This window comes from Rhodoglobus sp. (assembly GCF_053580035.1).
On sequence record NZ_JBMDVL010000001.1, the window covers coordinates 1,061,292 to 1,086,601 of the forward strand.

The 25,310-nt window shown below is 58.7% G+C and carries 25 protein-coding genes; 8 read left to right on the plus strand and 17 right to left on the minus strand.

Annotated features, from left to right (window positions below; translation table 11 throughout):
• Nucleotides 1–13 precede the first annotated feature (13 nt).
• Entirely contained in the window at nt 14–928 is a 915-nt protein-coding gene (locus ACOH1Z_RS05235; RefSeq protein ID WP_449647405.1) for an ABC transporter ATP-binding protein, read from the plus strand.
• Entirely contained in the window at nt 925–1,743 is an 819-nt protein-coding gene (locus tag ACOH1Z_RS05240) for an ABC transporter permease subunit (protein ID WP_449647406.1), read from the plus strand. Before ACOH1Z_RS05235 ends, ACOH1Z_RS05240 begins: the two co-directional genes overlap by 4 nt.
• A 17-nt stretch (nt 1,744–1,760) precedes the next feature.
• On the opposite strand, the gene guaB is transcribed toward ACOH1Z_RS05240, so the two are convergent.
• On the minus strand, nt 1,761–3,263 hold the full coding sequence (gene guaB / locus ACOH1Z_RS05245) for an IMP dehydrogenase (RefSeq protein WP_449647407.1): 1,503 nt from the start codon (nt 3,261–3,263) through the stop codon (nt 1,761–1,763).
• A 279-nt stretch (nt 3,264–3,542) separates the two neighbouring features.
• Between guaB and ACOH1Z_RS05250 the strand changes: the two genes are divergently transcribed.
• Genes ACOH1Z_RS05250 through ACOH1Z_RS05265 form a run of 4 tightly spaced genes read left to right on the plus strand, consistent with a single transcriptional unit; the run spans nt 3,543 to nt 7,511 of the window.
• Nucleotides 3,543–4,823 carry a branched-chain amino acid ABC transporter permease gene (locus ACOH1Z_RS05250; RefSeq protein ID WP_449648202.1) on the plus strand — a complete coding sequence of 427 codons (1,281 nt, stop codon included), beginning with the start codon at nt 3,543–3,545 and terminating at the stop codon, nt 4,821–4,823.
• 9 nt (nt 4,824–4,832) lie between these two features.
• Nucleotides 4,833–5,813, plus strand: a complete 981-nt coding sequence (locus tag ACOH1Z_RS05255) for a branched-chain amino acid ABC transporter permease (RefSeq protein WP_449647408.1) — start codon at nt 4,833–4,835, stop codon at nt 5,811–5,813.
• Complete coding sequence (locus ACOH1Z_RS05260) at nt 5,803–6,777, plus strand: ABC transporter ATP-binding protein (RefSeq protein ID WP_449647409.1); 975 nt, start codon at nt 5,803–5,805, stop codon at nt 6,775–6,777. The genes ACOH1Z_RS05255 and ACOH1Z_RS05260 overlap by 11 nt, the downstream gene beginning before the upstream one ends.
• Complete coding sequence (locus tag ACOH1Z_RS05265) at nt 6,774–7,511, plus strand: ABC transporter ATP-binding protein (protein ID WP_449647410.1); 738 nt, start codon at nt 6,774–6,776, stop codon at nt 7,509–7,511. The genes ACOH1Z_RS05260 and ACOH1Z_RS05265 overlap by 4 nt, the downstream gene beginning before the upstream one ends.
• A gap of 381 nt (nt 7,512–7,892) precedes the next feature.
• Here the strand turns inward: ACOH1Z_RS05265 and ACOH1Z_RS05270 are convergent, their stop codons facing one another.
• The 5 genes from ACOH1Z_RS05270 to groES all read right to left on the minus strand — a co-directional run bounded on the left by ACOH1Z_RS05270 (nt 7,893) and on the right by groES (nt 13,436).
• A complete protein-coding gene (locus ACOH1Z_RS05270) occupies nt 7,893–9,170 on the minus strand; it encodes an ABC transporter substrate-binding protein (protein WP_449647411.1) in 1,278 nt (425 codons plus the stop codon).
• 171 nt (nt 9,171–9,341) lie between these two features.
• Nucleotides 9,342–10,598, minus strand: coding sequence for an ABC transporter substrate-binding protein (locus tag ACOH1Z_RS05275; protein WP_449648203.1), 1,257 nt, complete (start codon nt 10,596–10,598; stop codon nt 9,342–9,344).
• A gap of 129 nt (nt 10,599–10,727) precedes the next feature.
• Entirely contained in the window at nt 10,728–12,014 is a 1,287-nt protein-coding gene (locus tag ACOH1Z_RS05280) for an ABC transporter substrate-binding protein (protein ID WP_449647412.1), read from the minus strand.
• 57 nt (nt 12,015–12,071) lie between these two features.
• Complete coding sequence (gene rarD / locus ACOH1Z_RS05285; RefSeq protein WP_449647413.1) at nt 12,072–13,016, minus strand: EamA family transporter RarD; 945 nt, start codon at nt 13,014–13,016, stop codon at nt 12,072–12,074.
• Between the two features lie 123 nt (nt 13,017–13,139).
• Nucleotides 13,140–13,436, minus strand: a complete 297-nt coding sequence (gene groES / locus ACOH1Z_RS05290; protein ID WP_021809375.1) for a co-chaperone GroES — start codon at nt 13,434–13,436, stop codon at nt 13,140–13,142.
• A 123-nt stretch (nt 13,437–13,559) separates the two neighbouring features.
• Between groES and ACOH1Z_RS05295 the strand changes: the two genes are divergently transcribed.
• Nucleotides 13,560–14,747, plus strand: a complete 1,188-nt coding sequence (locus ACOH1Z_RS05295) for a THUMP-like domain-containing protein (protein WP_449647414.1) — start codon at nt 13,560–13,562, stop codon at nt 14,745–14,747.
• Nucleotides 14,748–14,761: 14 nt separating this feature from the next.
• On the opposite strand, the gene ACOH1Z_RS05300 is transcribed toward ACOH1Z_RS05295, so the two are convergent.
• The 9 genes from ACOH1Z_RS05300 to glmS all read right to left on the minus strand — a co-directional run bounded on the left by ACOH1Z_RS05300 (nt 14,762) and on the right by glmS (nt 22,316).
• On the minus strand, nt 14,762–15,688 hold the full coding sequence (locus tag ACOH1Z_RS05300) for a DUF4190 domain-containing protein (RefSeq protein ID WP_449647415.1): 927 nt from the start codon (nt 15,686–15,688) through the stop codon (nt 14,762–14,764).
• A 101-nt stretch (nt 15,689–15,789) separates the two neighbouring features.
• The gene (locus tag ACOH1Z_RS05305) at nt 15,790–16,074 is read right to left on the minus strand and encodes a DUF4190 domain-containing protein (RefSeq protein ID WP_449647416.1); all 285 of its coding nucleotides are present in this window, start codon (nt 16,072–16,074) and stop codon (nt 15,790–15,792) included.
• Nucleotides 16,075–16,174: 100 nt separating this feature from the next.
• The gene (tsaD, locus tag ACOH1Z_RS05310) at nt 16,175–17,230 is read right to left on the minus strand and encodes a tRNA (adenosine(37)-N6)-threonylcarbamoyltransferase complex transferase subunit TsaD (RefSeq protein ID WP_449648204.1); all 1,056 of its coding nucleotides are present in this window, start codon (nt 17,228–17,230) and stop codon (nt 16,175–16,177) included.
• A 68-nt stretch (nt 17,231–17,298) separates the two neighbouring features.
• Nucleotides 17,299–17,790: a ribosomal protein S18-alanine N-acetyltransferase gene (rimI, locus tag ACOH1Z_RS05315; protein ID WP_449647417.1), complete on the minus strand. Its 492-nt coding sequence runs from the start codon at nt 17,788–17,790 to the stop codon at nt 17,299–17,301.
• On the minus strand, nt 17,787–18,407 hold the full coding sequence (tsaB, locus tag ACOH1Z_RS05320; protein WP_449647418.1) for a tRNA (adenosine(37)-N6)-threonylcarbamoyltransferase complex dimerization subunit type 1 TsaB: 621 nt from the start codon (nt 18,405–18,407) through the stop codon (nt 17,787–17,789). Before tsaB ends, rimI begins: the two co-directional genes overlap by 4 nt.
• Complete coding sequence (gene tsaE, locus ACOH1Z_RS05325) at nt 18,391–18,972, minus strand: tRNA (adenosine(37)-N6)-threonylcarbamoyltransferase complex ATPase subunit type 1 TsaE (protein ID WP_449647419.1); 582 nt, start codon at nt 18,970–18,972, stop codon at nt 18,391–18,393. Before tsaE ends, tsaB begins: the two co-directional genes overlap by 17 nt.
• Entirely contained in the window at nt 18,969–20,090 is a 1,122-nt protein-coding gene (gene alr, locus ACOH1Z_RS05330; protein ID WP_449647420.1) for an alanine racemase, read from the minus strand. Before alr ends, tsaE begins: the two co-directional genes overlap by 4 nt.
• A complete protein-coding gene (locus tag ACOH1Z_RS05335; protein WP_449647421.1) occupies nt 20,083–20,457 on the minus strand; it encodes a holo-ACP synthase in 375 nt (124 codons plus the stop codon). The genes alr and ACOH1Z_RS05335 overlap by 8 nt, the downstream gene beginning before the upstream one ends.
• Nucleotides 20,458–20,465: 8 nt before the next feature.
• Nucleotides 20,466–22,316, minus strand: coding sequence for a glutamine--fructose-6-phosphate transaminase (isomerizing) (glmS, locus tag ACOH1Z_RS05340; RefSeq protein WP_449647422.1), 1,851 nt, complete (start codon nt 22,314–22,316; stop codon nt 20,466–20,468).
• A gap of 46 nt (nt 22,317–22,362) precedes the next feature.
• On the opposite strand from glmS, the gene coaA reads away from it, so the two are divergent.
• On the plus strand, nt 22,363–23,319 hold the full coding sequence (gene coaA / locus ACOH1Z_RS05345) for a type I pantothenate kinase (protein ID WP_449648205.1): 957 nt from the start codon (nt 22,363–22,365) through the stop codon (nt 23,317–23,319).
• A 73-nt stretch (nt 23,320–23,392) separates the two neighbouring features.
• Here the strand turns inward: coaA and glmM are convergent, their stop codons facing one another.
• Nucleotides 23,393–24,754 (minus strand): phosphoglucosamine mutase, encoded by a 1,362-nt coding sequence (glmM, locus tag ACOH1Z_RS05350; RefSeq protein WP_449647423.1) that lies wholly within the window; start codon nt 24,752–24,754, stop codon nt 23,393–23,395.
• A gap of 26 nt (nt 24,755–24,780) precedes the next feature.
• Nucleotides 24,781–25,269: a 30S ribosomal protein S9 gene (gene rpsI, locus ACOH1Z_RS05355; RefSeq protein WP_449647424.1), complete on the minus strand. Its 489-nt coding sequence runs from the start codon at nt 25,267–25,269 to the stop codon at nt 24,781–24,783.
• Nucleotides 25,270–25,310: the final 41 nt, after the last annotated feature.

Consider the following 25,310-nt stretch of genomic DNA (forward strand, 5'->3'; position numbering starts at 1 on the left):
CTCCGCCCCACCCATGACCTACGCCATAGAAACTCAGGCGCTCACCAAGCGTTACGGCAAAAACACTGCCCTCGACGGTGTGGATCTCGCCGTAGAAACCGGCAGCGTGTTCGGCATGATCGGCCCCAATGGTGCCGGCAAGACGACCGCGATGCGGCTACTGCTCGACATCATTCGCCCCACCTCCGGCAGCGCAACCGTGCTCGGCCAGTCCCCCATCGCTGGTGGTGCTGCATTGCGCCGCGACATCGGATTCCTCCCGGGCGAACTTCTCCTCGAGGGCCGCGTCACTGGTCGCTCACTGCTCAAGCACTACGCCGAAATCAGCGGCCGCGTTGCGCCAGGCCGCATCGACTCGCTCGCTGAACGGCTGGGGCTCGACCTCACCCGCCACGTGCGGACCCTCTCCAAAGGCAACAAGCAGAAGCTCGGCCTCGTGCAGGCGTTCATGCATGAGCCCAAGCTGCTCGTACTCGACGAACCAACGAGCGGTCTCGATCCGCTCGTGCAACAAGAATTCCTCTCGATGGTGCGCGAAGCCCAACACAAAGGCCAAACCGTGTTCCTCAGCTCTCACGTCTTGAGCGAAATCCAGAACGCTGCCGATCAAGTCGCGGTGCTCCGCAACGGCACCGTGGTGAAAGTTGGTGACGTCGCCAGCCTGCGAGCGAGCGCCATCCGTCGTGTCGTCATCGACTTCACGGATGCCGCAGCCGACGACATCCGCACCGCCTTGCTTGCCCTGCCGCAACTCGACAACCTCACCGTCGCTGATGGCGAGCTGATTCAGGTCACTGGCACCGTCGAGGGACACATCGACGCTCTCGTCAAGACCATCGCCCCCTTCCACGTGGTCGACCTGCGGGTGGAAGAGCAAGATCTCGAATCGTCGGTTATCGACCTCTACTCGAATGAGGCAAACAAATGAGCGAGAACATGACCCGCAGTATTTTGCCCCTCACGCGCCGCAACCTTGCGGACTCGTGGCGAGGGCTACTGGGCTGGACGGCAGGAATCACGGGAGCCATATTTCTTTACGTGCCGCTCTACTCCTCATTCTCGGGCGACAACGCGGGCTTTGACGAAGTAATCAAATCCCTCCCCGAAGGCCTAGCGAGCACTCTCGGCTTCGAAGACCTCACAAGCGGAGCTGGCTACGTGCAGGCGACATTCCTTGGCCTGATCGGATTCGTCCTCTTCACCATCGCCGCCACGCTCTGGAGCTCGGCGGCGATTGCGGGCGACGAAGAATCCGGTTCGCTCGAACTCACCCTTGCCCACAGTGTCTCCCGTGTGCAGATCATGGTCGAGCGCAGTCTCGGTGTCATCCTGCGACTGCTGTGGCTCAGTGTCGTTTCGGCGCTACTAATTCTCGCGCTCAACGACTCCTCCGGGATCGACCTTGAGCCTGCCCGTGTGATCGGCGGATGCTTGGCGCTGTTCGGCTTGGGAGTGCTCGCGGCCAGCTGTGGGCTCGCCGTTGGCGCCATCACGGGCCGTCGGAGTTTTGCCTCTGCGGCGGCAGCCGGAATCGCCCTGCTCGGGTACATCCTCAACTCACTCGGCAACCAAAGCGCAGACGTCGAATGGCTGCACAACCTCTCGCCGTACCACTGGGCGTTCGGCAACTCTCCACTGAGCGAGGGAGCCGACTGGGGCTCCCTCGGGCTCATCTTCGGCATCTCCGCCGTCGTGCTCGTGCTCGGCGGAGTCGTCTTCAACCGTCGCGACGTCTCCGCCTAGCGGCGCGCGCTGAGGTTCTAGCGACGGTAGTTCGGTGCCTCAACAACCATCTGGATGTCGTGGGGATGCGATTCTTTCAGCCCGGCGGCAGTGATCCGCACGAACTTGCCCTTCGTTTGCAGCTGATCGATAGTGCGGGCACCCGTGTAGAACATCGACTGGCGGAGGCCGCCGAGCAACTGGTACATCACCGTGGAGACGGGGCCGCGATAGGGGACCTGGCCTTCGATGCCCTCGGGGATCAGCTGGTCGTCGGAAGGAACATCCGCTTGGAAGTAACGGTCACGCGAGTACGAGGTCTTCTTGCCTCGTGTTTGCATCGCACCGAGTGAACCCATGCCGCGATAGCTCTTGAACTGTTTTCCATTAAGGAAGATGAGATCACCAGGGCTCTCATCGGTACCAGCAAGCAGAGAACCAAGCATGACAGTGTCTGCCCCGGCTACGAGTGCCTTGGCAATATCTCCGGAGTACTGAAGGCCACCGTCGGCGATCACCGGGATTCCGGCTGGTCGAGCGGCCAACGATGCCTCGTAGACGGCCGTAACCTGTGGAACCCCGACACCAGCAACAACGCGGGTAGTGCAGATCGAGCCGGGCCCGACACCAACCTTCACGGCATCGACACCCGCGTCGATAAGTGCCTGCGCTCCGGAACGTGTAGCGACGTTGCCGCCGATCACGTCAATAGCGTCGAAGGAGGAATCAGCTTTCATCCGTCGGACGATGTCGATGACTCCAGCTGACTCACCATTTGCGGTGTCAACGACAATCACATCGACGCCGGCATCGCGGAGTCGCTCAGCACGTTCCCACGCATCACCGAAGAAACCGATGGCTGCGCCAACTCGGAGTCGACCTTCGTCATCTTTTGTCGCGTTGGGGTACTGGTCGGTCTTCTCAAAGTCTTTGACAGTAATGAGGCCGATGAGCTTGCCGCTGTCGTCAACGAGCGGCAGCTTCTCAATCTTGTGCTGATTGAGGAGTGCAATAGCGCCGTCGCGGTCGATACCGACCGGGGCGGTAATGAGGGGCATCACCGTCATAACATCGCGCACCAGCGTTGAGTCCATGTCCTCTGGTTCGATGAAACGCATGTCGCGGTTGGTGACGATTCCCACGAGGGTTCCGTCCTCCTCGATTACGGGTACTCCCGAAATTCGGAACTGACCGCACAAAGCATCAACTTCCGCAAGGGTGGCTTGTTGCGTAGTTGTTACCGGATTGGTAATCATGCCGGATTCGCTGCGCTTGACCTTGTCAACGAAGGCGGCCTGATCGTCGATCGAGAGGTTGCGGTGAAGCACTCCGAGGCCACCATTTCGGGCCATCGCGATCGCCATTCTGGCCTCGGTGACGGTGTCCATTGCCGACGAAATGAGGGGCGAAGACAGCCGAATCCTGCGGGTAAGACGTGAACTGGTGTCAGCATCGCTCGGAATCACATCGGTGTGACCGGGTAAGAGCATCACGTCGTCGTAGGTGAGTCCGACAAAGCCGAAGGGGTCAGGCTGTTCCATGTTAAATCTTCCTTGCACCAGGAGCGTGAAACCGGCGATCTTGTGTTAAATCTGCGGCCAATCAATATTAACGGGTTTCCTGCGAGAACATTCCCCCGCATAATGGCTTCACCGCTTTGTACCTGACAAGCATTTGTATGTCAGACACAATCGGCCGGTGTCTTCAATGCCGTAGACACGTCAGAACCCGCGGGATTCTTGATCCCGGCTGGGTCCCTTCCTGGAGGTCCTGTGAACACAGCGGAATATCGCCGCACGCGGCGGAAAAATCGACGGGGAGTGCTCGTCGCACTCATCGTTGCTCTTTCCGCTGCCTTCTCTCTGATGGCCATGCCCGCCATGGCCGACGAGGTTAATGTCGACGAATACGACAACAGCATCATCGGTAACGTCAAACTCGAAAGTGTGCCTCTCGAAGGTGTGCTGCTCACCATCTCTGGTGGTGGCTACGAGGTTGAAGTTGAGACTGATGCTGATGGTCAATGGAAAGTTGGCGTACCCGACGGTGACGAGTTCAGCGTCACGCTAGATGAATCGACACTGCCAGACGGCATCGCAGTGATAGATGAGACTGGTGCAGACGACACCCCAAACGTTAAAGAAGCGATGATCGGCCCGAGTGGCTCGACAGTCATGAACTTCTTTATCGGGCGCGGTGAACGCAACGTCACCAGCTTCTTCGACCAGTTCGTCGAGCGCATTGTCAATGGCCTCAACTTCGGGCTCATGCTCGGACTTGCCGCAATTGGCATCTCGCTCGTCTACGGAACTACAGGTCTCTCCAACTTCGCTCACGCAGAAATGGTGACATTTGGCGCGGTGATGGCACTGATTGTGTCGGTCGACCTTGGTCAACCCGTCTGGTTTGCCATACCGATAGCGGTGTTATTGAGCGCCGGCTTTGGCTGGGCGCTCGACGCGGGTCTCTGGAAACCGTTGCGCAAGAAGGGCGTAGGAATCGTCCAGCTGATGATTGTCTCCATCGGCCTCTCGCTGGCACTTCGCTACACCTTCCAGTACTTCCGCGGTGGCGGAACCGAGCAACTGCCCGGCTCTGACTCCCCAGACATCCCCCTCTTCGGATCGGTGTCGCTCAGCCAGACCAACATGATCAGCATGGTTGTCAGCATCGTCGTGATCTGCATCTTCGCGTGGTGGTTGGTGAAGACCAAGATTGGTAAAGCTACTCGGGCCGTCTCCGACAACCCGTCATTGGCCGCCGCATCCGGTATCGATGTCGACCAGGTTGTTCGGGTCGTGTGGATCTTGGCAGCAGCAATGGCCGGTCTCGCTGGCGTGCTGTGGGCTTACTTCCGACCAGGAATCCGCTGGGACATGGGTGCGCAGATCCTGCTGCTCGTATTCGCGGCGGTCACCCTCGGTGGACTTGGCACAGCGTTCGGTGCCCTGGTTGGTTCGATCATCGTCGGAATCCTCGTTGAGACCTCGAGCCTCTTCATTCCATCCGACCTGAAGTATGTGGGTGCCCTAGTCGTGCTCATCGTCATCTTGTTGTTCAGACCTCAGGGCATCCTGGGTCGAAAAGAGAGAATAGGTTAGGGGCCGCTCATGGATATTCTGCAAATTCTCTCCAACACCGGGTCATCACTGATTGCACCAGCAACCATCGGATACGCCCTCGCGGCACTCGGTCTTGCTATGCACTTCGGTTTCACCGGACTGCTCAACATGGGTATGGCGGCCTTCATGGCCATCGGCGCCTATGGCTACGCGATCTCAATCCTCACCTTTGGTTTCCCGTGGTGGGGAGGCATGCTCGTCGGTGTCGGTGGCTCGCTCATTTTCGCCCTCATCCTCGGAATCCCCACGCTGCGTTTGCGCGGTGACTACCTCGCGATCGTGACGATTGCTGCTGCTGAAGTTGTGCGTCTGTTGTTCCTGACCACAACGTTCGACAAGTACACCGGCTCGGCCGATGGACTCAGCGGTTACCACGCCAGTTTCCGAGCGTTCAACCCGATCCCCGATGGCACCTACGGCTTCGGCCCGTGGGTGTACAACGCGAACGGCTGGTGGGTGCGCATCTTCGGAATCGTCATCCTTGCTCTCGCAGCACTCATCCTGTGGTCAGTCATGCGCAGCCCCTGGGGCCGCGTCATTAAGGGAATCCGTGAAGATGAAGACGCCGTGCGCGCCCTCGGAAAGAACGTGTTCTCCTACAAGCTGCAGTCGCTCATGCTCGGTGGTGTCTTCGGTGCAATGGGTGGAATCATTTACGCCCTCCCTGCCTCGGTGAACCCCGGTGTTTATGTGACGTCGCTGACGTTCTTCGTTTACACCGCACTACTGCTCGGTGGTGCTGCCACAATCTTCGGACCAATTATTGGTTCGGTGATCTTCTGGGGCGTTCAAACCCTGCTCAGCAACCTGCTTCCCGCTCTGGTCAACATCGGCGTGCTGCCGTTCATGACCACAACGCAGTCGCAGACGGTGCGTTTCATCCTTGTGGGTGTGGCGCTGATGTTGCTCGTGATCTATCGACCACAGGGCATCCTCGGCAATAAGAAGGAGCTGACCTTTGTCAAATAACGACACACCGGCTGCACCGGTACAACGCGCAAAGACGACGGGGCTCCACAAGGGCGATATCGCTCCCGGAGTTGCCAAGGTCGATCCGATCATCATTGCCGATGGAGTGCGTCGCACATTCGGTGGCCTCACCGCGGTCAACGTTGACCACATTGAGATCCCCCGCAACGCGATTACGGCCTTGATCGGTCCAAACGGTGCCGGCAAAACGACACTCTTCAACCTCTTGACGGGATTCGACAAGCCAGACGAAGGCAAGTGGACGTTCAACGGTCACGCTCTCGCCGGAATGGGCGCGCACAGGGTTGCTCGACTCGGCCAAGTGCGCACGTTCCAACTCACGAAAGCTCTCGGGCTCTTGACCGTTCTCGAGAACATGAAGCTCGGCGCGAAGGATCAGATCGGGGAAAACATTTTCCGCGGCATGATTCCTCGGCTCTGGCGCAAGCAAGAAGCTGAAATCGAGGCACGCGCTGAGGTGCTGCTCAAGAAATTTAAGCTCGATGCAAAGTCATCAGACTTCGCGGCCAGCCTGTCAGGCGGGCAGCGCAAGCTACTCGAAATGGCTCGCGCCCTGATGAGTGAACCGACTCTCGTGATGCTCGATGAGCCGATGGCTGGGGTGAACCCCGCTCTGACCGAGTCACTGCTTGATCACATCCTCGACTTGAAAGAAGAGGGCATGACTGTGCTCTTCGTCGAGCACGACATGCACATGGTTCGGCACATTGCCGACTGGGTCATCGTGATGGCGGAAGGTCGGGTTGTTGCTGAAGGCCCGCCAGACGAGGTTATGAAGAATCAGGCCGTCATCGACGCTTACTTGGGATCGCACCAAGATGTGGACCTCGGTGTTGTCACCGGTCGCATCGAAGGCGAGCTCAACACGGCAGCAATCGATATGGCAGCAGAGGTTGAAGAACTCGACTCCAAGATCGCCAAGCGCAAGGAGCCCCGCAAGTGAACGCAATTCCCACCGAGAATGCGGTAGTCCATGTCAAGGACCTCACCGCGGGCTACCTTCCCGGAGTCAACATTCTCAACGACTGCAACCTGGTCGCTAACCCGGGCGAGCTCATTGGAATCATCGGACCAAACGGTGCCGGTAAGTCAACGCTGCTCAAGTCCATTTTTGGTCAAGTGCAGGTGCGTGGTGGTTCAATCACGCTCAACGGCGATGACATCACTGGACTCAAGGCGAACAAGCTCGTGTCGCGCGGTGTTGGTTTTGTTCCACAGAACAACAACGTGTTCCCCAGCCTGACGATCGAAGAGAACCTCCAGATGGGGCTCTACCAAAACCCGAAGATCTATGACGAGCGTCTCGAGTTCGTCACCAGCATCTTCAGCGAACTGAAATCGCGCCTCAAACAGCGCGCTGGTTCGTTGTCGGGTGGTGAGCGTCAGATGGTCGCAATGTCTCGCGCCCTCATGATGGACCCGCACGTGCTTCTGCTCGATGAGCCATCCGCTGGCCTCTCGCCCGTGAAGCAAGACGAAGCGTTCATCCGGGTTTCAGAAATCAACAAGGCTGGCGTTACGACGATCATGGTGGAGCAGAATGCACGACGCTGTCTCCAGATCTGTGATCGCGGCTACGTTCTTGACCAGGGCAAGGATGCTTACGAAGGCACCGGGCGTGAACTCTTGAACGATCCCAAAGTGATCGGGCTGTACCTCGGTACGCTCGGCACCTAAGCACTCTCGCTCGCACAAAAGGGCCCCGCTCAGATTCGTCTGAGCGGGGCCCTTTTCTGCGTCCGCGCAGAGACTTGGCACCGACGAATCATGCCACTCACCAAGAAAGTAACTCGTCACAGCGCTGGATGCCGCTGTGAGGGGTCGTTTCGGCCCAAACCATCCAGAGGCACCCGCGTGACTCGTTAGGCGTTGAGAGCGCGAACTGATGGCGTTTCAGGTTCCCTACAGAACCAGGGCCATCCGTGAATCTGCTTCAGCATCGCTCGGGGTAGAACGGCCCCGGCAGCCGTCAGGCGTGTTAGCCGAGGCGTAGGCGCACGAAAAAGGCCCCAACCCTAAACGGGTTGGGGCCTTTCTCTTAGCGATGCTTAGCGGGTATTAGCCGTTGTATGCGCTGTACGTGTTGTCGTCACCGTACTGGTAGATACCAACCTTGGCCTCGGTGGGGTCACCGAGTTCATCGAAGGAGATCGGACCAGAGATGCCGTCGTAGTCAGCTACGCCGCCACCGTTGATGATTTCTGCACAGTCGGCGAAGGTGGTGCACTTCTCGCCGTTACCTGAACCGCCTGATACTTCCTGCAGCTTCTCTGCGATTGCTGCGGAGTCGGTTGAACCGGCTGCGAGCGATGCGAGAGCGAGCAAGATGACCGAGTCGTAGGACTCAGCTGCATAGCTGAATTCTGAAAGCTCGGGCTGGCCAGACTCAACCCAGAAGTCGTTGACTGCCGACGTGAAGTCAGCAATCGTGTCGACGCTCAGGCCGGGCAAGGTTCCCTTGGCGCCCGTGAGGGTACCAGGAGCCAGCTCGTCACCGAAGTTGGCGAGGTTACCGTCTACGAAGTAGAGGTTCTCGGCCGGGAAGCTGCTGACAATGCTCGGAAGCATGGTCGAAACTTCTTCGAAGGTGATCAGTGCGATTGCGTCAGGGTCAGAAGCAAGAACTTCTGAGATCTGAGCATCGAACGTGGTGTCACCGGTGTTGTAAGTGGGCTGTGAAACAACTTCACCACCGGCGGCTTCGAACGCTTCCTGCGTGAACTTGGCAAGGCCAGTTCCGTAGGAGTCGTTGAGAACGATCATGCCGAGGGTCTCGTGACCGTCAGCAGCGATCAGGTTACCGAGAACCTCACCCTGAAGCACGTCGGAAGGAGCGGTACGGAAGTACAGGCCCTTGTCGTCGTACGTCGTGAATGCGGCCGAGGTGTTTGCCGGCGAGAACTGAATAACTCCAGCGCCAACAACCTGGTCAATGAACTGAAGTGAAACACCCGAGGATGCTGCACCAAGAATTGCGGAAACATCTTCATTGAGCAGACGAGGGATTTCAGTCTCGTATGCCTTGTTGTCGGTGTCACCGGAGTCGCCCTGGATCAGGTCGATCTGGATGCCTGCATCTGCCTCGTTAACCTGAGCAGCTGCGTACTCGGTTCCTGCGATCTCGGGCGGGCCGAGGAATGCGAGGTTACCGGTTACCGGGAGTGCCGTTCCGAGTTTCAAGCTGAGGTCGCCACCACCGTTGCCAGAAGGAGTTTCCCCTCCGTCAGTTGCACAGCCAGCCAATACCAGTGCGCTTGCACCGACGATTGCGAGACCGCTCAACAGGGTCCGCTTGGACCGTGATGGGGAGGCCGTAGCCTTCGCGAATACGCTCATGTTGCTCCTTGCGTTTCGAATGTGTTCAGGAATCAAATGTGGCACTGCGGTGTCGCCACACAGTCAAGCTATGCCCACTCGGGACGTATGCACAATACGTCTGTACTACAGCCTTGTAACACTCTTAAGAATCGTTACCATACGTAGACTCTTCAGAAACGCAGATGTTACTCAGTTAATCCGGGTGTACACGTTGTCGCTACCGTACTGGTAAATACCAATGATCGCGTCCTGAGGATCGCCATTGTCACTGAGGGTTATCGGGCCCGAAACACCGTCGTAATCTACGGTTCCGCCATCGAGGATAATCTTTGCGGCATCCGCAAAATTGGTCACGACCTCACCGTCACCAACACCACCCGAGACTTCTTGCATTTTGCTCGAGATCGCTTTTCCGCTTGTCTTCTGCGCCGCCAAAGCGGCGAGGCTCGCCAAGATCACCGCGTCATAGCTCTCCGCGGCGTAGCTGAAGTCTTTCAAGCTCGGGTTGATCTCCAGGAGCCTGTCAGTGAAATCAGAAATCGTCGAAATTTCTAGTCCGGGATGAGTGACGATCGACCCCGTCAGACTTCCTGCAGCAAATCCCGAGCCGCGCTCCCCCAACGACAGTCCGCTAAAGAAGAGTTGATCGCCCGAGTAGCCGGCCGCGATGAACGCCTTGGCAATCTTCTCGGCCTGAGTGGTTCCCAGAATTGCAACGGCATCAGGCTTTGCGGCAATGGCATCAGCGATTTGATCGTCGAGGCCCGTTGCCTTGTCGTCGATAGTCTCTTCGACAATGACTTCGCCACCACCGCGCTGGAAGGTTTCACCGACTGCGCGAGGCAGGAGGGGGCCGCACAACGCATCTTCGGAGAGAATCGCGATCGAGCCGTCAACGCGGTCAGCCATTTCGGCGCCGAGAGCAGAACCTTCGAGCGCGCACGATGGCGATGTTCGCCAGTACAACATGCTGTCGTCATAATTCGAGAAATCAGGAGAATCGTTCGCTGGCGAAATCTCGACGACGCCCGCGCCAGTGATCTTGTCGATCACCTTTTTGGAGACACCATTCGACAGGCCACCAATAATCACGGTTGCTCTTGCCGCAAGCAACTCAGTGGCAGCATCTTCTGCAGTCGTGCCTGTTGAGTCGCCTGAGTCCTGAGTCTCGACCGTCACCGTGAGGTTGGCATTGGCATCATTGACGTCCTGGGCCGCCAACGCAATCGCAGCCGAAACGGCGGGGGCAAACTTTTTGAGTGACCCGGTCTCGGGAACGAGAGCACCAATGGTGAGGGTCAAATCTTTGGGCGCGATGGGCTCCGGTGGGGCTTCTTCAGCCGAGCATCCGCTGAGAACAAGAACTGCGGCGAGAACGCCAGCAACTGCTGTGAACCCGCGACGGGTCCGCAGCGATACGCGTGATCCACGGTCTATGGATGTCATCACAGTCGCTCCTATCTACCGCTCGAAACAGAAAGCGGCATTGTTACGGTAGTGGGCAAATCGCGAAACACGAACTCAGCAAAGCCAATTCGCGGCCAAAAAGTGCCCCCAATCCGGGCGGCACTCGTTCTATCCGACGATCGATCCCGCCGTGAACACGAACTTATTTTCGCCGTTGTAGGTGTACTTTCCCCAGTATCCGGGCTCAATGTTTCCGTCTGGCGTGAAGTTGACTGTTCCCGAGACACCGTCATAGTCGATGTCATTTGTTGTTTTCAGGACCTCTAAACACTCAGCGAAACTCAGGCACTTCACTCCGCCCTTTGAGACGTCATAGAGGGAACCAGCAACCTGCTCCCCCGCGTCATCCTGGGCAACGATCGCCGCGAGAGCAGCCAACATAGTGGCGTCATAGGACTCCATTGCATAGCGGTAGCTCGTGAGTTTCGAATTGGTTGCCTTAAGCGTCGCGATGAACGTCTTCGATGGCTGCGCACCCTCAATGACCCCCCGCACCCCTTTCAGCGTGCCGTTCGTGAACGATTGCGAATAGTCACCAGTGTTCAGTGACGTAAGCCAGAGCTTCGAACCCTTATACCCAGCGGCCACAAGTTTTGCGATAGCGGCCTTAGTTGCCTTGACGGCGTCATACGTCGACCCGACAACAACAAAATCGGGCTTCGCTTTCTTAAGGTTGGCAACGATCGAATCAAAGTTGGTGGTTGTGCTGGTGAAAACTTCGTCGGCTACGAGTTCATTGCCGTACTCGGCGAGGGCAGTGACGAACGTGTCATGAAGCGCAATACCCTCGTCATCCGCGACATAAACAAATGCGATGCGCTGAGTTGTTTCCCCGCCCGCAAGGGCTTCTGCGAGCGCATAACCCTGCTGGTCGTAGGCCGGTATCGTGCGGAAGAAGTAGCCATCGTCGAAAACATCGCCCAGGGTCGAGAAGGTGGCAGCAGGAGAAATTACCGGAATCTTGGCTTCGATTGCGAGAGGGATAGCCCTTTGCGCGAGAGCCGACGACGACGGTCCGATGACCACATCAACCTTCTTAGACACCAGTGCCTTAAACGATGACTCGAGCTTTGTGGTCTTTGCCTCACCCGAGTCTGCACTCACAATCTCAACGGGGGCACCGTTTACTCCGCCAGCCGCGTTGATCTCCTTGACTGCAGCAGCCACCCCCGCCGCTTGCGCAGCAGCGAGAAAGGAGAATGTTCCACTCGTCGGAAAGATGGTGCCCACTCGCAGCACGCCATCACCCGCAGGAGTTACAACCGGGGTCGGAGTAGGTGACGCTGCTGCCGAAACCACCGGAGTGGGCGTCGGTGCCGGTGAACTGCACGCTGCAAGAGCGACGGCAACGGATGCCGCAACGATTAGACGTCGACTTGCACGAAACCTCGTCATTGACTTACCTCTCTCGGCACCGCAACCTTCGGGCGATCACGCACCTTCACAGGAATACTACGGTGCGCCAGGAGCTTCGGCTGGCGAACCAAGCCGAGTACGAGACGAGTGACGGAAGAGATCGAAGGTGAGGATAGCCAACGCCACCCACACAATGGCAAATCCTAACCAGCGTTCCGGCGGCATAGCCTCATGGAAGATGAAGACGCCAACCACAAGCTGCAGTATTGGTGCCAAGTACTGGGCGAGGCCCATGTAGGTGAGCGGCAGACGGCGGGCGGCGGCAGCAAAAAGGATCAAGGGGATCGCGGTGATGGCGCCAAGACACAGCGTCAAAACCGTGTGGCTAGTGCTAACGGAGCCAAGCGAAAGAGTGCCATTGGCGCCCAATACAAACAGAACTATTATGGCGATTGGCGTCAAGAATGCTGTTTCGACTGCTAGTCCACCCAGCGCATCCGCCTTCGGTCCAACGCTCTTCTTTACGAGTCCATAGAGACCGAAGCTGAAGGCCAGAGCCAAAGCGATCCAGGGGAATTTTCCGTAACCGATCGCCAGCACAAGAACAGCGAGCGCACTGATGCCAATCGCGACCCACTGTAGAGGGCGGAGTCGTTCTCGAAGAATGATGACGCCAAGCAATACGGTCACGATGGGGTTCGTGAAGTAGCCAAGCGATGCTTCAACGATGTGGCCGTTGAGGCTTGCATAAACGTAGACAAGCCAGTTCACGACAACGAAAGCGCCGCCCAAACCCAGAGTCCAGAAAGTTCGACGATCGCGCACAATCACCATCACCCGCGCATAGCCACGCGTGACGAGCAAAAGTGCAGCACAGAAAACGAGTGAGAGAACAATCCGCCAGGCCACAATCTCGATGGCGCCTGAGTCCTTGAGGAAGAAAAACGCGATGGGCATCGCGCCCCACAGGATGTAGGCGGATACCGCAAAACCGAGGCCGCTCGGTGATACGCGGTCAGTAGCGTGAGAAGTCGGGGGCACCGTTAAAGTCTAGGGCTGCGCCGGCTGCACCACTGACATCCGCCCAACACAAAAGCCCAAGGCAATTGCCTTGGGCTTGAGTGATGCCGAACAGCGAAGTTCGGCGATGATTTGCGCTTCGCCTTAGCGAACGACCACAGCAAGAACGTCGCGAGCCGACAGCACGAGCAGGTCGTCTCCGCCGTACTTCACTTCGGTCCCGCCGTACTTGGAGTAAATAACCTTGTCGCCTACGGCGATGTCAAGCGGCACGCGGTTTCCGTTGTCGTCGATACGACCGGGACCTACGGCGACTACTTCACCCTCTTGGGGCTTCTCTTTCGCAGTGTCAGGAATGACGAGCCCAGACGCGGTGGTCTGTTCTGCATCGACCTGCTTGATAACAATGCGATCTTCGAGCGGCTTAATGGACACCGACACGTGTGACCTCTTTCTCAAGTTCTTGGGTTGGCACACTCCCTGTGGGAGTGCCAGATCAACTATACGGCTTGGTTGGCACTCGATCAACGTGAGTGCCAATACAGATGCGGATACGGTTAGAGAATGAATCAGAGCGAATTGCGCGAGCTACTTTCAGCCGAAGGCCTCCGCCTGCTCGACTCACTTCCCGCTTGGCAATCGAGCGACGAAATTGTACGCACTGTCGGCGAACTGCGAAAAGCTGGCCACAGCGCCGGCCTCGTCGCCGCCGTGCTCAGCCAGTCCAAATTGCGGGCAAAAGCGGCGAACAAGTTCGGCCCATTTGCCGAACGGATGCTCTTTACCGAAGCCGGCCTCGAACAAGCAACTCGACTTCCTGTTGCGGCGCTCCACGCCGGCCGCTTCAGTAACGCCAATGTGAAGTGGGTCGCCGATCTCGGCTGCGGAATCGGCGCAGACGCCCTCGCGCTCGCAGGCCTCGGCCTCACCGTCACGGCTGTCGAGTTGGACGAAACCACCGCAGCGCTCGCGAGCTTCAATCTAGCTCCCTGGAGCAACGCTCACGTCGTTCACGGCGATGCAGAATCGGCAGATCTCTCAGGGATCGACGGCATCTACCTCGACCCAGCGCGGCGGGATGCTCGCGTTCGCCTGACCAATCCGGCGGACTGGACACCATCACTCGATTTCGCTTTCAGTCTTGCCGAGCGCTATCCCACCGGAATCAAGCTCGGCCCCGGCATCGATCGCGATCTCATTCCCGAAAATGCTGAAGCCCAGTGGATCTCAGTCGGCCGTGAAGTCGTAGAGCTCGGGCTGTGGTTCGGTGCAGTCGCTCGCGACGGCATCCGTCGCTCCGCACTGGTCATCGGTGAACACGGCACCGCCGAAATGACGGCAGCCTCCGACAGCGCAGATGAAGCCACGGGAGAATTAGGGCAGTTTCTTTATGAACCAGATGGGGCAGTCATCCGGGCGAGGCTTATCGGAGATCTCACCAGACAGCTGAACGGACGGATGCTCGACACGTCGATTGCGTACTTCAGTGCAGACGCAGCAGTGGCCTCGCCATTCGCAACCTGTTTCGAGATTGTCGCTGACTTCGCACTCGATAAGCGCTCACTCAAGAAGGAACTCGCTTCCCGCAAGATTGGCACTCTAGAAATCAAAAAGCGCGGGGTCGATATCGACCCCGCGACTTTCCGAACATCGCTCTCACTGAAGGGTGAGCACAGTGCAACGCTGATTCTTACGCGCGTGGCAGGCAAGCGTCGGGCGCTACTAGCTCGGCGCGTTGTTTCGCCTGCGTAGCGGGCTGGTGGCTGCTAGAAATCGCGGCGGAAGCTGGGACCCATCTGGCTGATGCCTGCAGTAAATAGCAGGAATGCGCCAATAATAATGATTCCGGTGATCAAGCCGATCGCGACGCTAATGTATCCGGTGATCAAGCCCGTGAGCCAGAAAGGACGCGACTGAGGTTGCTTCTTCTGCGCCATGTGGCCCATGACTACCGCTGCAACGCCCGGCAAGAAACCAAAAGCGACGAACGACAGCAGGATGCCCGAGATTCCGGTAACCATCGAGGCGATGGAGAGCCCCTGTGGGGGACCGGCCGGAACCGGGGTGAATGGTGCCTGACCCGGAGTAGCTGCACTCTCGTAGCCGGGGATCGGGGTACCGCTTGGCGCGGAGTACGGATCGTTCGACGTCGCGGGAGTGTCGTTGGGCGTGACGGGAGGCACCGGCGGGGTCGAGGGAGCTGACGTCGCCGATGCCGGAGTGGCCGCAGCAGCACTTGTCGCCGACACTGCGGACTTTGCCGGTGCCGGTGCCGCTGCTGACTTCGGTGCTGCGCTGGTGGGGGCGACTGGCGCTGGAACGGCAGCCTTCTCCGTTGCGGGTTTCGCAGCATCCATCTTCGCTGTGGGGGTGGCCTTTGGCGCAGTGCCCTTAGCCGCGGCAGTCTTGGTGGTGGAAGTCTTAGCCGCGGCAGTCTTGGTGGGGGAAGCCTTGGCAGGGGAAGTCTTGGTGGTGGAAGCCTTGGCAACTGAAGCCTTGGCAACTGAAGTCTTAGTGGGGGAAGCCTTCGCTGCAGGTGTGGACTTCGCTGCGGCCGGCGAGGCGGTCGTCTTCTTCGTTGCCGCAGGCTTCTTGGCTGACGGAGTCGCCTTTGCCTTGGGCGCGCTTGATGCCGCAGGAATAGCGGGAGTGGGGATCGACGGCGTCGAGCCGTCTGAGTTGTTAGTAGCCATTCGGCCACTTTAGCAAGCGAACATCAACATTTTCCCGTTAACAATTCGCGTTAACGCCGAAGGGCCCGCACACCTGTGCAGGCCCTTCGAACAGGAAAAATCTAGTACGAGGTTACGGCTCCGCCGAGTGCCAACGATCCGATGATGATCGCGCCAAAAATAATGGCTCCCAGTAGACCGAGGTAGCCCAGGACAAGTCCGATGATGGCGAGCACGTTGCCCTGTTCGCCAGTCTTTTTGATCTGGCTTAGTGCGATGTGACCAGTGATGATGCCGATGAGGCTAAGCCACAGAATCGAGGTCACGAGGGACACGATGGAGAGTACGTTCCACTTGGCAACCGGCGCGCCTGTTGGCGTCGAGGCGTAAGGCGTGGGTTCTGACATGACGGAATGCTCCTTAGTAGATGAAACCGAAAGCGGCGCGACCATATTGTCAGCCTGAAAGAACGCTGTCAATGTGTCTGGGTTCGAGCCTAGCGCGAAACTACGCCTGAATTTGGGTGACAGGAAGAGTCGAGTCCGCACTGAAGCTCAGCGTCGACGGTTGTTTACCTGCCATTACCAATTGGGCACCTAACGCTGCGATCATCGCGCCGTTGTCGGTGCACAACGACAGCGGCGGAATCCTGAGTTGGATGTTGGCAGCGTCGCACCGCTCCTGAGCGAGTTCCCGCACCCGGGCATTCGCAACAACCCCGCCACCGAGAAGCAGGCGAGGCACCCCTCGATCAACGCACGCCGCGACTGCCTTGGTCAGCAGGACGTCAACGACTGCCTCTCGAAAGCTAGCGGCAACATCCGCGATCGAGAATTCTGTTCCCGCATCTTGCTCGCGCTCCACCCACCGGGCAACAGCGGTCTTGAGACCCGAAAAGGAGAAGTCGTAGCGATGCCGCTCCAGATCCTTGGCATGACTGAGGCCTCGAGGAAAGCGAATCGCACGGGGATCTCCCCCGGCAGCAACCCGGTCAATCTGTGGCCCGCCCGGATACGGCAATCCCAGCAGTCTCGCTACTTTGTCAAAGGCTTCGCCTGCCGCATCATCGATTGTCTCGCCGAGCAGTTCGACATCGGAAACGAGATCACGCACATGCAGCAACGAGGTGTGTCCACCCGAAACGAGTAGCGCAATTGTCGGAAGGTCGATCTCGGTTCCGTCATCACGCAGCACATCCGCTCCGACATGACCGACGAGATGGTTGACGGCATAGAGCGGCTTGTCGGTCGCGACCGCAAGTGCCTTCGCTGCAGCAACTCCGACCATGAGCGCACCCGCCAACCCTGGACCGCTCGTGACGGCAATGGCGTCGACTTCGTGGAGCTCCACTCCCGCGGCGGCGAGCGCCTGCTCGAGCGCTGGCTGCATCGCCTCAAGGTGCGCGCGTGCAGCAACTTCGGGAACGACGCCGCCATAGCGTGCGTGCTCGTCCATGGAGGAAGAAATCACATTGGCCAGCAACCGATTTCCTCGAACAATGCCAATACCGGTCTCATCACAACTGGTTTCGATTCCCAGCACGAGCGGTTCCGTCGTGTTCATCGGCAGGCTGCGCGTGCTCGGAGCCTCGCGATACTCCGAGCGGGAGCTATCCCCTCCAGACAACTCAGTCATCTGCCGACCGCCGGGGAAAGTTTCGGCTCAGGAATAGTCAGTCGCATCACGATCGCATCAACGCCATCAGGCTGGTAGTAGTGAGGCCGCACAGCGATCCGTTCAAAACCGAGCGAATCATAAAGGCGTTGGGCGGCAGGGTTGTCGTCACGCACCTCCAAGAAGAGCTCACTTGCCCCGCGATCGCGAGCCTCAACCATGAGCGCGTGCATCAGGGCACGACCGATACCGTGGCGTCGAGCATCCGGTGCGACAGCAATAGTTTGGATGTCCGCCTGCCCGGAACGGAACGGCGCACGCAATCCTGCATAGGCCGTCACTTGCGTGGGATCCCCTACCGAGTGTGCGACAAGGTAATAGCCGTGGTTGTCGACAATCTCTGCCGCCATCATGTCTCTCGACCACGCGTCATTGGCGAACTCGCTCGACTCGATAATCATGATGGCGTCAAGGTCGTCTGGGGTAGCGCGGCGCAATTGCCAGCTCATGCGGTTACTCGTTTCGGTCCTGCGGAAAGACTGATGTCAGGCGAGCGCAAGTAGAGCGCTTCGTGGCCGGCGAACTCGCGTCCGTTTGCCTTCAGTAGTTGCGCCAGTTGAGCCAGTTGTGCTGCGTGTACTGGTGCTGCTTCGTGCACGGCATAACGTTCATAGTGCGGCACATGATCGGCCAATTCGGCGGCAGGGGCCAGCGCTGGGCCAGCGACGCGGATCGGCAACCCCGCGTCATCCGTTCCCGCATAGGTCGACCAGTAGAACTCTTTGCGCCTCGCGTCAGTGGCGATGAGAGTTGGTGCGGTTTCGCCGAGCGCGATGGCATCGTGGGTGACCACCGGGTAAAGCGGGAGACCGGCCCCAAACGCGAAAGCGCGGGCTGCGACGATTCCCACGCGGAGCCCCGTGAAAGGACCGGGGCCCATCCCCGCGACGACACCGGTTAGGTCGGTTACCGAGAGCCCGGCATCGGCGAGGCAACTATAAACAAAATCGCCGATGACTTCGGCGTGTTTGCGGGTGTCTGCAGAGTCGCACGCGGACCGGACCACGCCGGTCGCATCGACGATGGCAACGCTGGTGCCCGCTGATGTATCAATTGCTAAGAACATCAAGCCACCCCATTTCTGCCCACTTGGCACCATGACCGGTCACGGTGACGGTGCGTGGTTCAACAGCTTCTTCGGAAAAGTCGTCGCCAGCGTCGCGTTCACGACTGGCTGTGGGCGCGGTGCCTGCTGTGGGCTCGGTACCTGCACCGGTTGGGCGAACAATGTCTACGTTCAACCACGATGGGCTGACCCCATCGAGCAACCCTGCGCCCCATTCGACGACGACAATGGATGCTTCAAAATCAATGTCGAGGTCATCGAGCTCGACCGCACTACCCAGTCGGTAGGCATCAACGTGTACGAGCGGCGCTAGGTCGGCTGCTGCATCAGGATTAGAGGCCACTTCGCCTGCTTCGAGCCTCGGGTGCGTGCGTGCAAGAACAAAAGTGGGGCTCGTTACGGTGCCGCGGATGCCTAACGTCTCACCTATCGCTCGAGTGAGGGTCGTCTTTCCAGCACCGAGTTCGCCGTTGAGGAGAACAAGGTCTCCGGCTCTCAGTTGCCCGGCGATCGCTGCCCCTAGTTCAGCCATCCGTTCGGGGGAATCAATTGTTAGCGTTGTCACTGCTCGTACCTGCGCACCACACGCTGCCCGATGCGCGTCACAATTTCGTAATTAATGGTGCCAGCCGCTGTCGCCCAGTCCTCGGCGCTGGGCACCGTAGTCGGCGCTCCGTCCGAACTCGAGATGGAGCTACCGAACACCACGGCCCGATCGCCGACGGCAACCGGGGTGTCTCCCATATTGACCACGATTTGATCCATCGCTACTCGCCCAGCGATGTGGCCGGTTACCCCATTGATGGAGACGGGGCCGCGATTGGATGCCTGGCGCGGAATGCCATCGCCATAGCCCAGGGGCACTAGGGCCAAGTTGGTATCGGTCTCGCAGCGGAAATCGAATCCATACGAGACACCTTCACCTGCGGCAGCCCGTTTCACCGACACGACAGGGGCGCTGAGGGTCATCGCTGGCACCAGACCGAGAGCTGCGGCATCCACGTCGTTGGCTGGGGTCAGTCCGTACGTGCTGATTCCGAACCTCACAAGAGTGAAGCGGGCGTGCGGGTACTTGATTGCGCCCTCAGATGCCGCCAAGTGATGAAATTCGGGTCGTAATCCAACCGATTCTGCTAGGGCAATGGCGGCGGAAAAATGTTCTATCTGTTTGGTGTCGTTTGCGGTGCCCGCGTTCGCAAGATGGCTCCAGATGCCCCGGACTTGGATGCGACCGGCCAGCTCGTGGGCAACCGCCTCCTCAAAAAATTGCTGCCAGTCGCCGAGAGCCGCACCATTGCGATGCAAACCGGTATCGACTTTGAGGTGCACGTTGGCTGTTCCGGATGCCGAGGCAACTTCTGTGAGCTGTGCGGTGCTACTGATCCCGAGTTCGATGTTCTTGCGGATCGCTTCGCTGAAAGCGGCCCCAGGCTGATGCAACCATGCAAGGAGCGGGGCATCAATACCGGCGTCTCGGAGAGCGAACGCTTCGGTCAGGTCCGCTACCCCGAGCCAGTCTGCACCGCCGGCGAGCGCTGCTCGTGCGCTCTCAACGGCGCCATGGCCGTACCCATTCGCCTTCACTACTGCCATGACTTTGGCGGGGGCAACGAGCGCGCGTAGGACTTGCATGTTGTGGCTGATCGCGGCGGCACTGATGGTTGCGAGGCGTAGATCAGTCATGGTGCGCCTCCGCGACAACGTAGGCGATCGCGATGCCGGCATCGTGGCTCATCGAGAGGTGCACGGAAGTGATTCCTCGGCGCTCGGCAATTGTCTTTGTGGAGTTGAGCAGTTCAAAGGACGGATTCCCTAGGTGATCTGAGACGACACGCATGTCGTGCCAGGTGACACCGGTTGAATCGCCCAACGCCTTTATGAGCGCTTCCTTGGCGGCGAAGCGGCCGGCTAGCGAGCGCAGCGGGCGAGCCACGCCATCCTTGAGCTGTTCGCTCTCAGAGAACAGGCGAGAGGTGAGGGTCGGCGTGCGCTGCAAAGCACGCTCGAAGCGTGCGATGTCAACGATGTCCACACCGATCCCCACAATCACGGTGAGACCTATTCGACGGTGACAGACTTCGCGAGGTTGCGAGGCTGGTCGACGTCGAGTCCCTTCGCTGCTGAAAGCTCCATACCAAAAATGTGCAACGGGATGACGGCTAGCAACGGCTCAAAGAACGAACCCGCTAGCGGAATCGGGATGACCTCATCGGCGAACGGCAACACCGCGGCGTCACCCTTTTCAGCGATAGCAATAACGCGGGCACCACGAGCACGGATCTCCTGAATGTTGGAGACAACCTTCTTGTGCAGCGAATTGGGGTCACGCGGGCTCGGAACAATTACGAAGACAACCTGACCGGGCTCGATGAGCGCGATCGGACCGTGCTTCAACTCTCCAGCAGCGAAGCCCTCGGCGTGAATGTAGGCCAGTTCCTTGAGCTTGAGGGCACCCTCGAGCGCGATCGGATAACCCACGTGGCGGCCGAGGAAAAGAACCGACTGAGTGTCTGTCATCCAGTGTGCCAACTGCTTGATCGACTGTGAAGTGACCAAAACCTCAGAGATCTTGTCTGGTACGGCCTGCAACTCGGCAACATTTTCACGAATCGCTTCCTCGCTGAGCGTTCCGCGAACACCCGCGATGTGCAGTCCAATGAGGTACAGCGCCGTCACCTGAGCGACGAACGCCTTTGTGGATGCCACAGCGACCTCGGGGCCAGCATGCGTGTAGACGACAGCATGCGACTCGCGGGGAATCGTTGCGCCGTGCGTGTTGCACACCGAAACGACTTTTGCCCCGGATTCCATGGCGAACTTCACTGCCATGAGGGTGTCCATGGTCTCGCCAGACTGGCTGATCGAGATAACCAACGTGCGATCGGTGAGAATCGGGTTTCGGTAGCGGAACTCGTGCGCGAGCTCAACGTCGACGGGAACGCGCGACCACGCCTCAATGGCGTACTTGCCGAGCATTCCGGCATAGGCAGCGGTTCCGCATGCGATAACAACAATGCGGTCGATGTTGGCGATAACGTCATCACCAAGCGGCTCAAATTCGGTGAGCTTAACAAGCCCATCCTGAACACGGCCCAGAATTGTGTTGGCTACGGCATCAGGCTCTTCGCTGATTTCCTTAGCCATGAAGCTAGACCAGCCGCCCTTCTCTGATGCCGAAGCATCCCAAGCGATATCGAACTCTTCGACCTCAACACGGTTGCCATCGAAGTCGATAACGTCAACAGAGTCCGGACGAATCGTAACAATCTGGTCCTGGCCAATAGCGACGGCACGACGCGTGAACTCAACGAACGCTGCAACGTCTGAGCCGAGGAAGTTTTCACCATCACCCAAGCCGATGACCAACGGTGAGTTGCGACGAGCGCCGACAACAACGCCAGGCTGGTCCTCATGAACGGCGAGAAGAGTGAATGCTCCCTCTAGGCGAGCAACAACCCCACGCAGCGCCTCAGTGAGATCGCCAGTCTTCTCGTATTCGCGACCGACGAGAATTGCTGCAACCTCAGTGTCAGTTTCGCTGGCAAAGGTTTCACCCTCGGCAAGCAGCTCGTTCTTCAGCTCAGAGAAGTTTTCGATGATGCCGTTGTGAATAAGCGCGAGCTTCGAATCGCGGCTCAAATGCGGGTGCGCATTGACGTCCGTCGGGCCACCGTGGGTAGCCCACCGGGTGTGCCCGATGCCCGTGGCACCGTTGCCGAGAGGGGCTTCGGCTAGGTCATCCAGCAGCATCTGAAGCTTGCCAGCACGCTTGCGCGTACCCAGCACCCCCGCGTCGTCAATAATGGCGACACCTGCGGAGTCATAGCCCCGATATTCGAGACGTTTGAGACCGCCGAGGAGAACCTCAAGGCTTTTTTCGTTACCGACGTAACCGACAATTCCACACATGGAAACGAGTTTAGTTGCCCAAGCTGGGTATCCGCGCGCAGATAGGATGAACCCGATGCACGAACATAGCTCCGCACACGGTCAAATCTCTCCTTTTCTCGAAATCGATCGGAGCGATTGGAGCGAGCTCGCGCCAAAAATGAAAGTGCCCCTCACACAAACGGAACTCATTGAGCTCCGCGGGCTCGGAGATGAACTCGACCTCACCGAGGTCTCGGAGGTCTACCTCCCCCTTAGCCGTCTGCTCAATCTTTATGCAGAAAATGCTCAGAGGCTCCACGCCGCAACCACTCAGTTCTTGGGCGCATCCACCACCCGAACGCCCTTCGTGATCGGCGTTGCCGGATCAGTAGCCGTGGGAAAATCCACCATTGCCCGACTGTTGCGCGAACTGCTCTCCCGTTGGGATGGAACGCCCAGGGTCGAACTGATCACAACCGATGGCTTCCTTCATCCGAACGCCGAGCTCGAACGCCGCGGCATCTTGGAGCGAAAAGGGTTTCCCGAAAGCTACGACCGCCGTGCCCTGCTTCGCTTCGTCAGCAAGATCAAAGCGGGCGAGCCAGAAGTACGAGCACCGTTTTACTCCCACCTCGCCTACGACATCATCCCCGATGCGGGTGTCGTAGTCCGCAAACCAGACGTACTCATCGTCGAGGGGCTCAACGTCCTACAACCCCCAACACCGGGCAAAAAACTCGCCGTCAGCGACCTCTTCGACTTCACGATCTATGTGGATGCCCGCACGAGCGACATCGCCCGCTGGTACGAGGAGCGCTTCCTTCGTCTCCAGCGCGGAGCGTTCAGCAATCCGCGCTCGTACTTTCACCGCTTCGCGGACCTCAGCGAAAGCGCAGCCCGGGCACGCGCGCAACAGGTATGGAAGCTCACAAACGAGCCAAACCTTATCCAGAACGTTTTGCCTACCCGGCCGCGCGCATCACTGATTTTGCGCAAGGATGCGAATCACGCGGTGTCGAAAGTGCTGCTGCGCAAGACCTAATAAGGCCGCGCGGTAACTACGAACATCATTGCGCTAGCGCGGCAACTCGCAGTATTTCGCAGGTCAATCGTGACTAGGCGCCGAGTTGAGCACGCACGACCGCGGCAAGCCGCTCCGCCATTTGTTGAGCGATCTCTTGGTGCTCTGCTTCTACCATCACACGAACCATCGGTTCGGTTCCCGAAGCGCGAAGCAAGACTCGGCCGGTATCGCCCAACTCGGCCTCAACCTCAGCAACGGCGTCGGCGATTACGGTGTCTGATCCCAGCGAATGATGATCAACGCCTCGAACATTTTCGAGCACCTGAGGGTAAACGGTCATCACCGAAGCCAATTCGGCAAGCGTCTTACCCGTTCGCTCCATCTCAGCAACAAGGTGCAATCCGGTTAGGATGCCGTCACCGGTCGTCGCAAACTTAGTCATGATGACGTGCCCAGATTGTTCACCACCAAGCGATAGGCCGTGCTCACCGAGTGCTTCAAGCACATAGCGATCGCCGACCTTAGTTTCGAGCATCGTGATATTGTGCTCGGCCATGGCACGACGAAGCCCCAAATTGCTCATCACTGTCGCAACCAGTGTGCGGTCATGAAGAACACCGCGCTCAGCCATCGATACGGCCAGAATCGCCATGATCTGATCGCCATCGACGACCTTGCCATCTTTGTCGACGGCGAGGCAACGGTCGGCGTCGCCGTCGTGAGCGATTCCGATATCGGCACCGTGTGAGAGCACCGCTGCAGCAAGATTGTCTAGGTGAGTTGACCCAACTCCGTCATTGATATTGATGCCATCGGGGTCAGCACCAATGACGGTGACTTTGGCACCGGCATCCGTGAATACCTGTGGCGAAACTCCTGATGCCGCACCATGAGCGCAGTCGAGCACTACATGGATGCCGCCGAGTTGGTTGGGGAGTGTCGACAGCAGGTGCACGACATAGCGGTCTTCAGCATCGGCGAACCTTCGGATGCGACCCACTTCTATGCCTGTGGGCGCGAGGCTCGGGGCTGCAAGCGCTGCTTCGATTCGGTCTTCGACCTCGTCGGGAAGTTTTGTGCCGCCCTGACCAAAGAATTTGATTCCGTTGTCTGGGGCGGGATTATGCGACGCGGAGATCATGACTCCGAGGTCGGCTTTGAAATCGGCAACGAGGAACGCTGCTGCCGGGGTGGGAATTACTCCGGCGTCGAAGACATCGACACCTGAGCTCGCGAGCCCCGCGGATACTGCGGCAGAAATGAATTCGCCGGATACGCGGGGGTCGCGTGCAACAACTGCAACCGGTCGGCGGCCTGAAGCGCGCCGACCATCAGCAACCCGGCCTTGGCCCAGAACGACTGCTGCCGACTGAGCCAAGCCGAGCGCAAGCTCGACAGTAAGATCGCTATTCGCGAGTCCGCGAACGCCATCTGTACCAAAAAGACGTGCCATACGTTGCCGCTAGCAGGGAAAGCGGATTAACGCTTCGAGAACTGCGGAGCCTTGCGGGCCTTCTTGAGTCCAGCCTTCTTACGCTCCTTGACGCGAGCGTCACGGGTAAGGAAGCCAGCCTTCTTGAGGATCGCACGGTTGTTCTCTTCGTCGATCAAGTTGAGCGAACGAGAGATACCCAAACGCAGCGCGCCGGCCTGGCCGGAAGGGCCACCACCGGTGATGCGTGCGATTACGTCGTAACCACCGAGCAGGTCAAGGACCTTGAACGGGTCGTTGATGAGCTGCTGGTGAAGCTTGTTGGGGAAGTACTCGGCGAGCTCACGGCCGTTGACCGTGATGGTGCCCGAACCGGGAACGAGGCGCACGCGGGCAATTGCCTGCTTGCGACGTCCAACGGCTGCACCGGGAACGGTGAGTACGGGGCGAGGCGCAGCAGGCGCCTCGGTTGCTGCCGATTCAGTCGTGTACGACTCGGGAGCACCCTCGGTGATTGAATCTTCGATCTTGGCCACAGTAATAAGTCCTTAAGTCTTGGCTACGTAAAGCGCGGGCG

What these genes read in the sequence shown, in the direction of transcription:
- ACOH1Z_RS05275 (WP_449648203.1), bottom strand. Translation starts at nt 10,598, where the DNA reads ATGACATCCATAGACCGTGGATCACGCGTATCGCTGCGGACCCGTCGC.
- ACOH1Z_RS05270 (WP_449647411.1), bottom strand. Translation starts at nt 9,170, where the DNA reads ATGAGCGTATTCGCGAAGGCTACGGCCTCCCCATCACGGTCCAAGCGG.
- ACOH1Z_RS05300 (WP_449647415.1), bottom strand. Translation starts at nt 15,688, where the DNA reads ATGGCTACTAACAACTCAGACGGCTCGACGCCGTCGATCCCCACTCCC.
- guaB (WP_449647407.1), bottom strand. Translation starts at nt 3,263, where the DNA reads ATGGAACAGCCTGACCCCTTCGGCTTTGTCGGACTCACCTACGACGAC.
- alr (WP_449647420.1), bottom strand. Translation starts at nt 20,090, where the DNA reads ATGACTGATCTACGCCTCGCAACCATCAGTGCCGCCGCGATCAGCCAC.
- glmM (WP_449647423.1), bottom strand. Translation starts at nt 24,754, where the DNA reads ATGGCACGTCTTTTTGGTACAGATGGCGTTCGCGGACTCGCGAATAGC.
- ACOH1Z_RS05255 (WP_449647408.1), top strand. Translation starts at nt 4,833, where the DNA reads ATGGATATTCTGCAAATTCTCTCCAACACCGGGTCATCACTGATTGCA.
- ACOH1Z_RS05240 (WP_449647406.1), top strand. Translation starts at nt 925, where the DNA reads ATGAGCGAGAACATGACCCGCAGTATTTTGCCCCTCACGCGCCGCAAC.
- ACOH1Z_RS05235 (WP_449647405.1), top strand. Translation starts at nt 14, where the DNA reads ATGACCTACGCCATAGAAACTCAGGCGCTCACCAAGCGTTACGGCAAA.
- ACOH1Z_RS05305 (WP_449647416.1), bottom strand. Translation starts at nt 16,074, where the DNA reads ATGTCAGAACCCACGCCTTACGCCTCGACGCCAACAGGCGCGCCGGTT.
- rimI (WP_449647417.1), bottom strand. Translation starts at nt 17,790, where the DNA reads ATGAGCTGGCAATTGCGCCGCGCTACCCCAGACGACCTTGACGCCATC.
- tsaB (WP_449647418.1), bottom strand. Translation starts at nt 18,407, where the DNA reads ATGTTCTTAGCAATTGATACATCAGCGGGCACCAGCGTTGCCATCGTC.
- glmS (WP_449647422.1), bottom strand. Translation starts at nt 22,316, where the DNA reads ATGTGTGGAATTGTCGGTTACGTCGGTAACGAAAAAAGCCTTGAGGTT.
- tsaD (WP_449648204.1), bottom strand. Translation starts at nt 17,230, where the DNA reads ATGAACACGACGGAACCGCTCGTGCTGGGAATCGAAACCAGTTGTGAT.
- coaA (WP_449648205.1), top strand. Translation starts at nt 22,363, where the DNA reads ATGAACCCGATGCACGAACATAGCTCCGCACACGGTCAAATCTCTCCT.
- ACOH1Z_RS05295 (WP_449647414.1), top strand. Translation starts at nt 13,560, where the DNA reads ATGAATCAGAGCGAATTGCGCGAGCTACTTTCAGCCGAAGGCCTCCGC.
- ACOH1Z_RS05280 (WP_449647412.1), bottom strand. Translation starts at nt 12,014, where the DNA reads ATGACGAGGTTTCGTGCAAGTCGACGTCTAATCGTTGCGGCATCCGTT.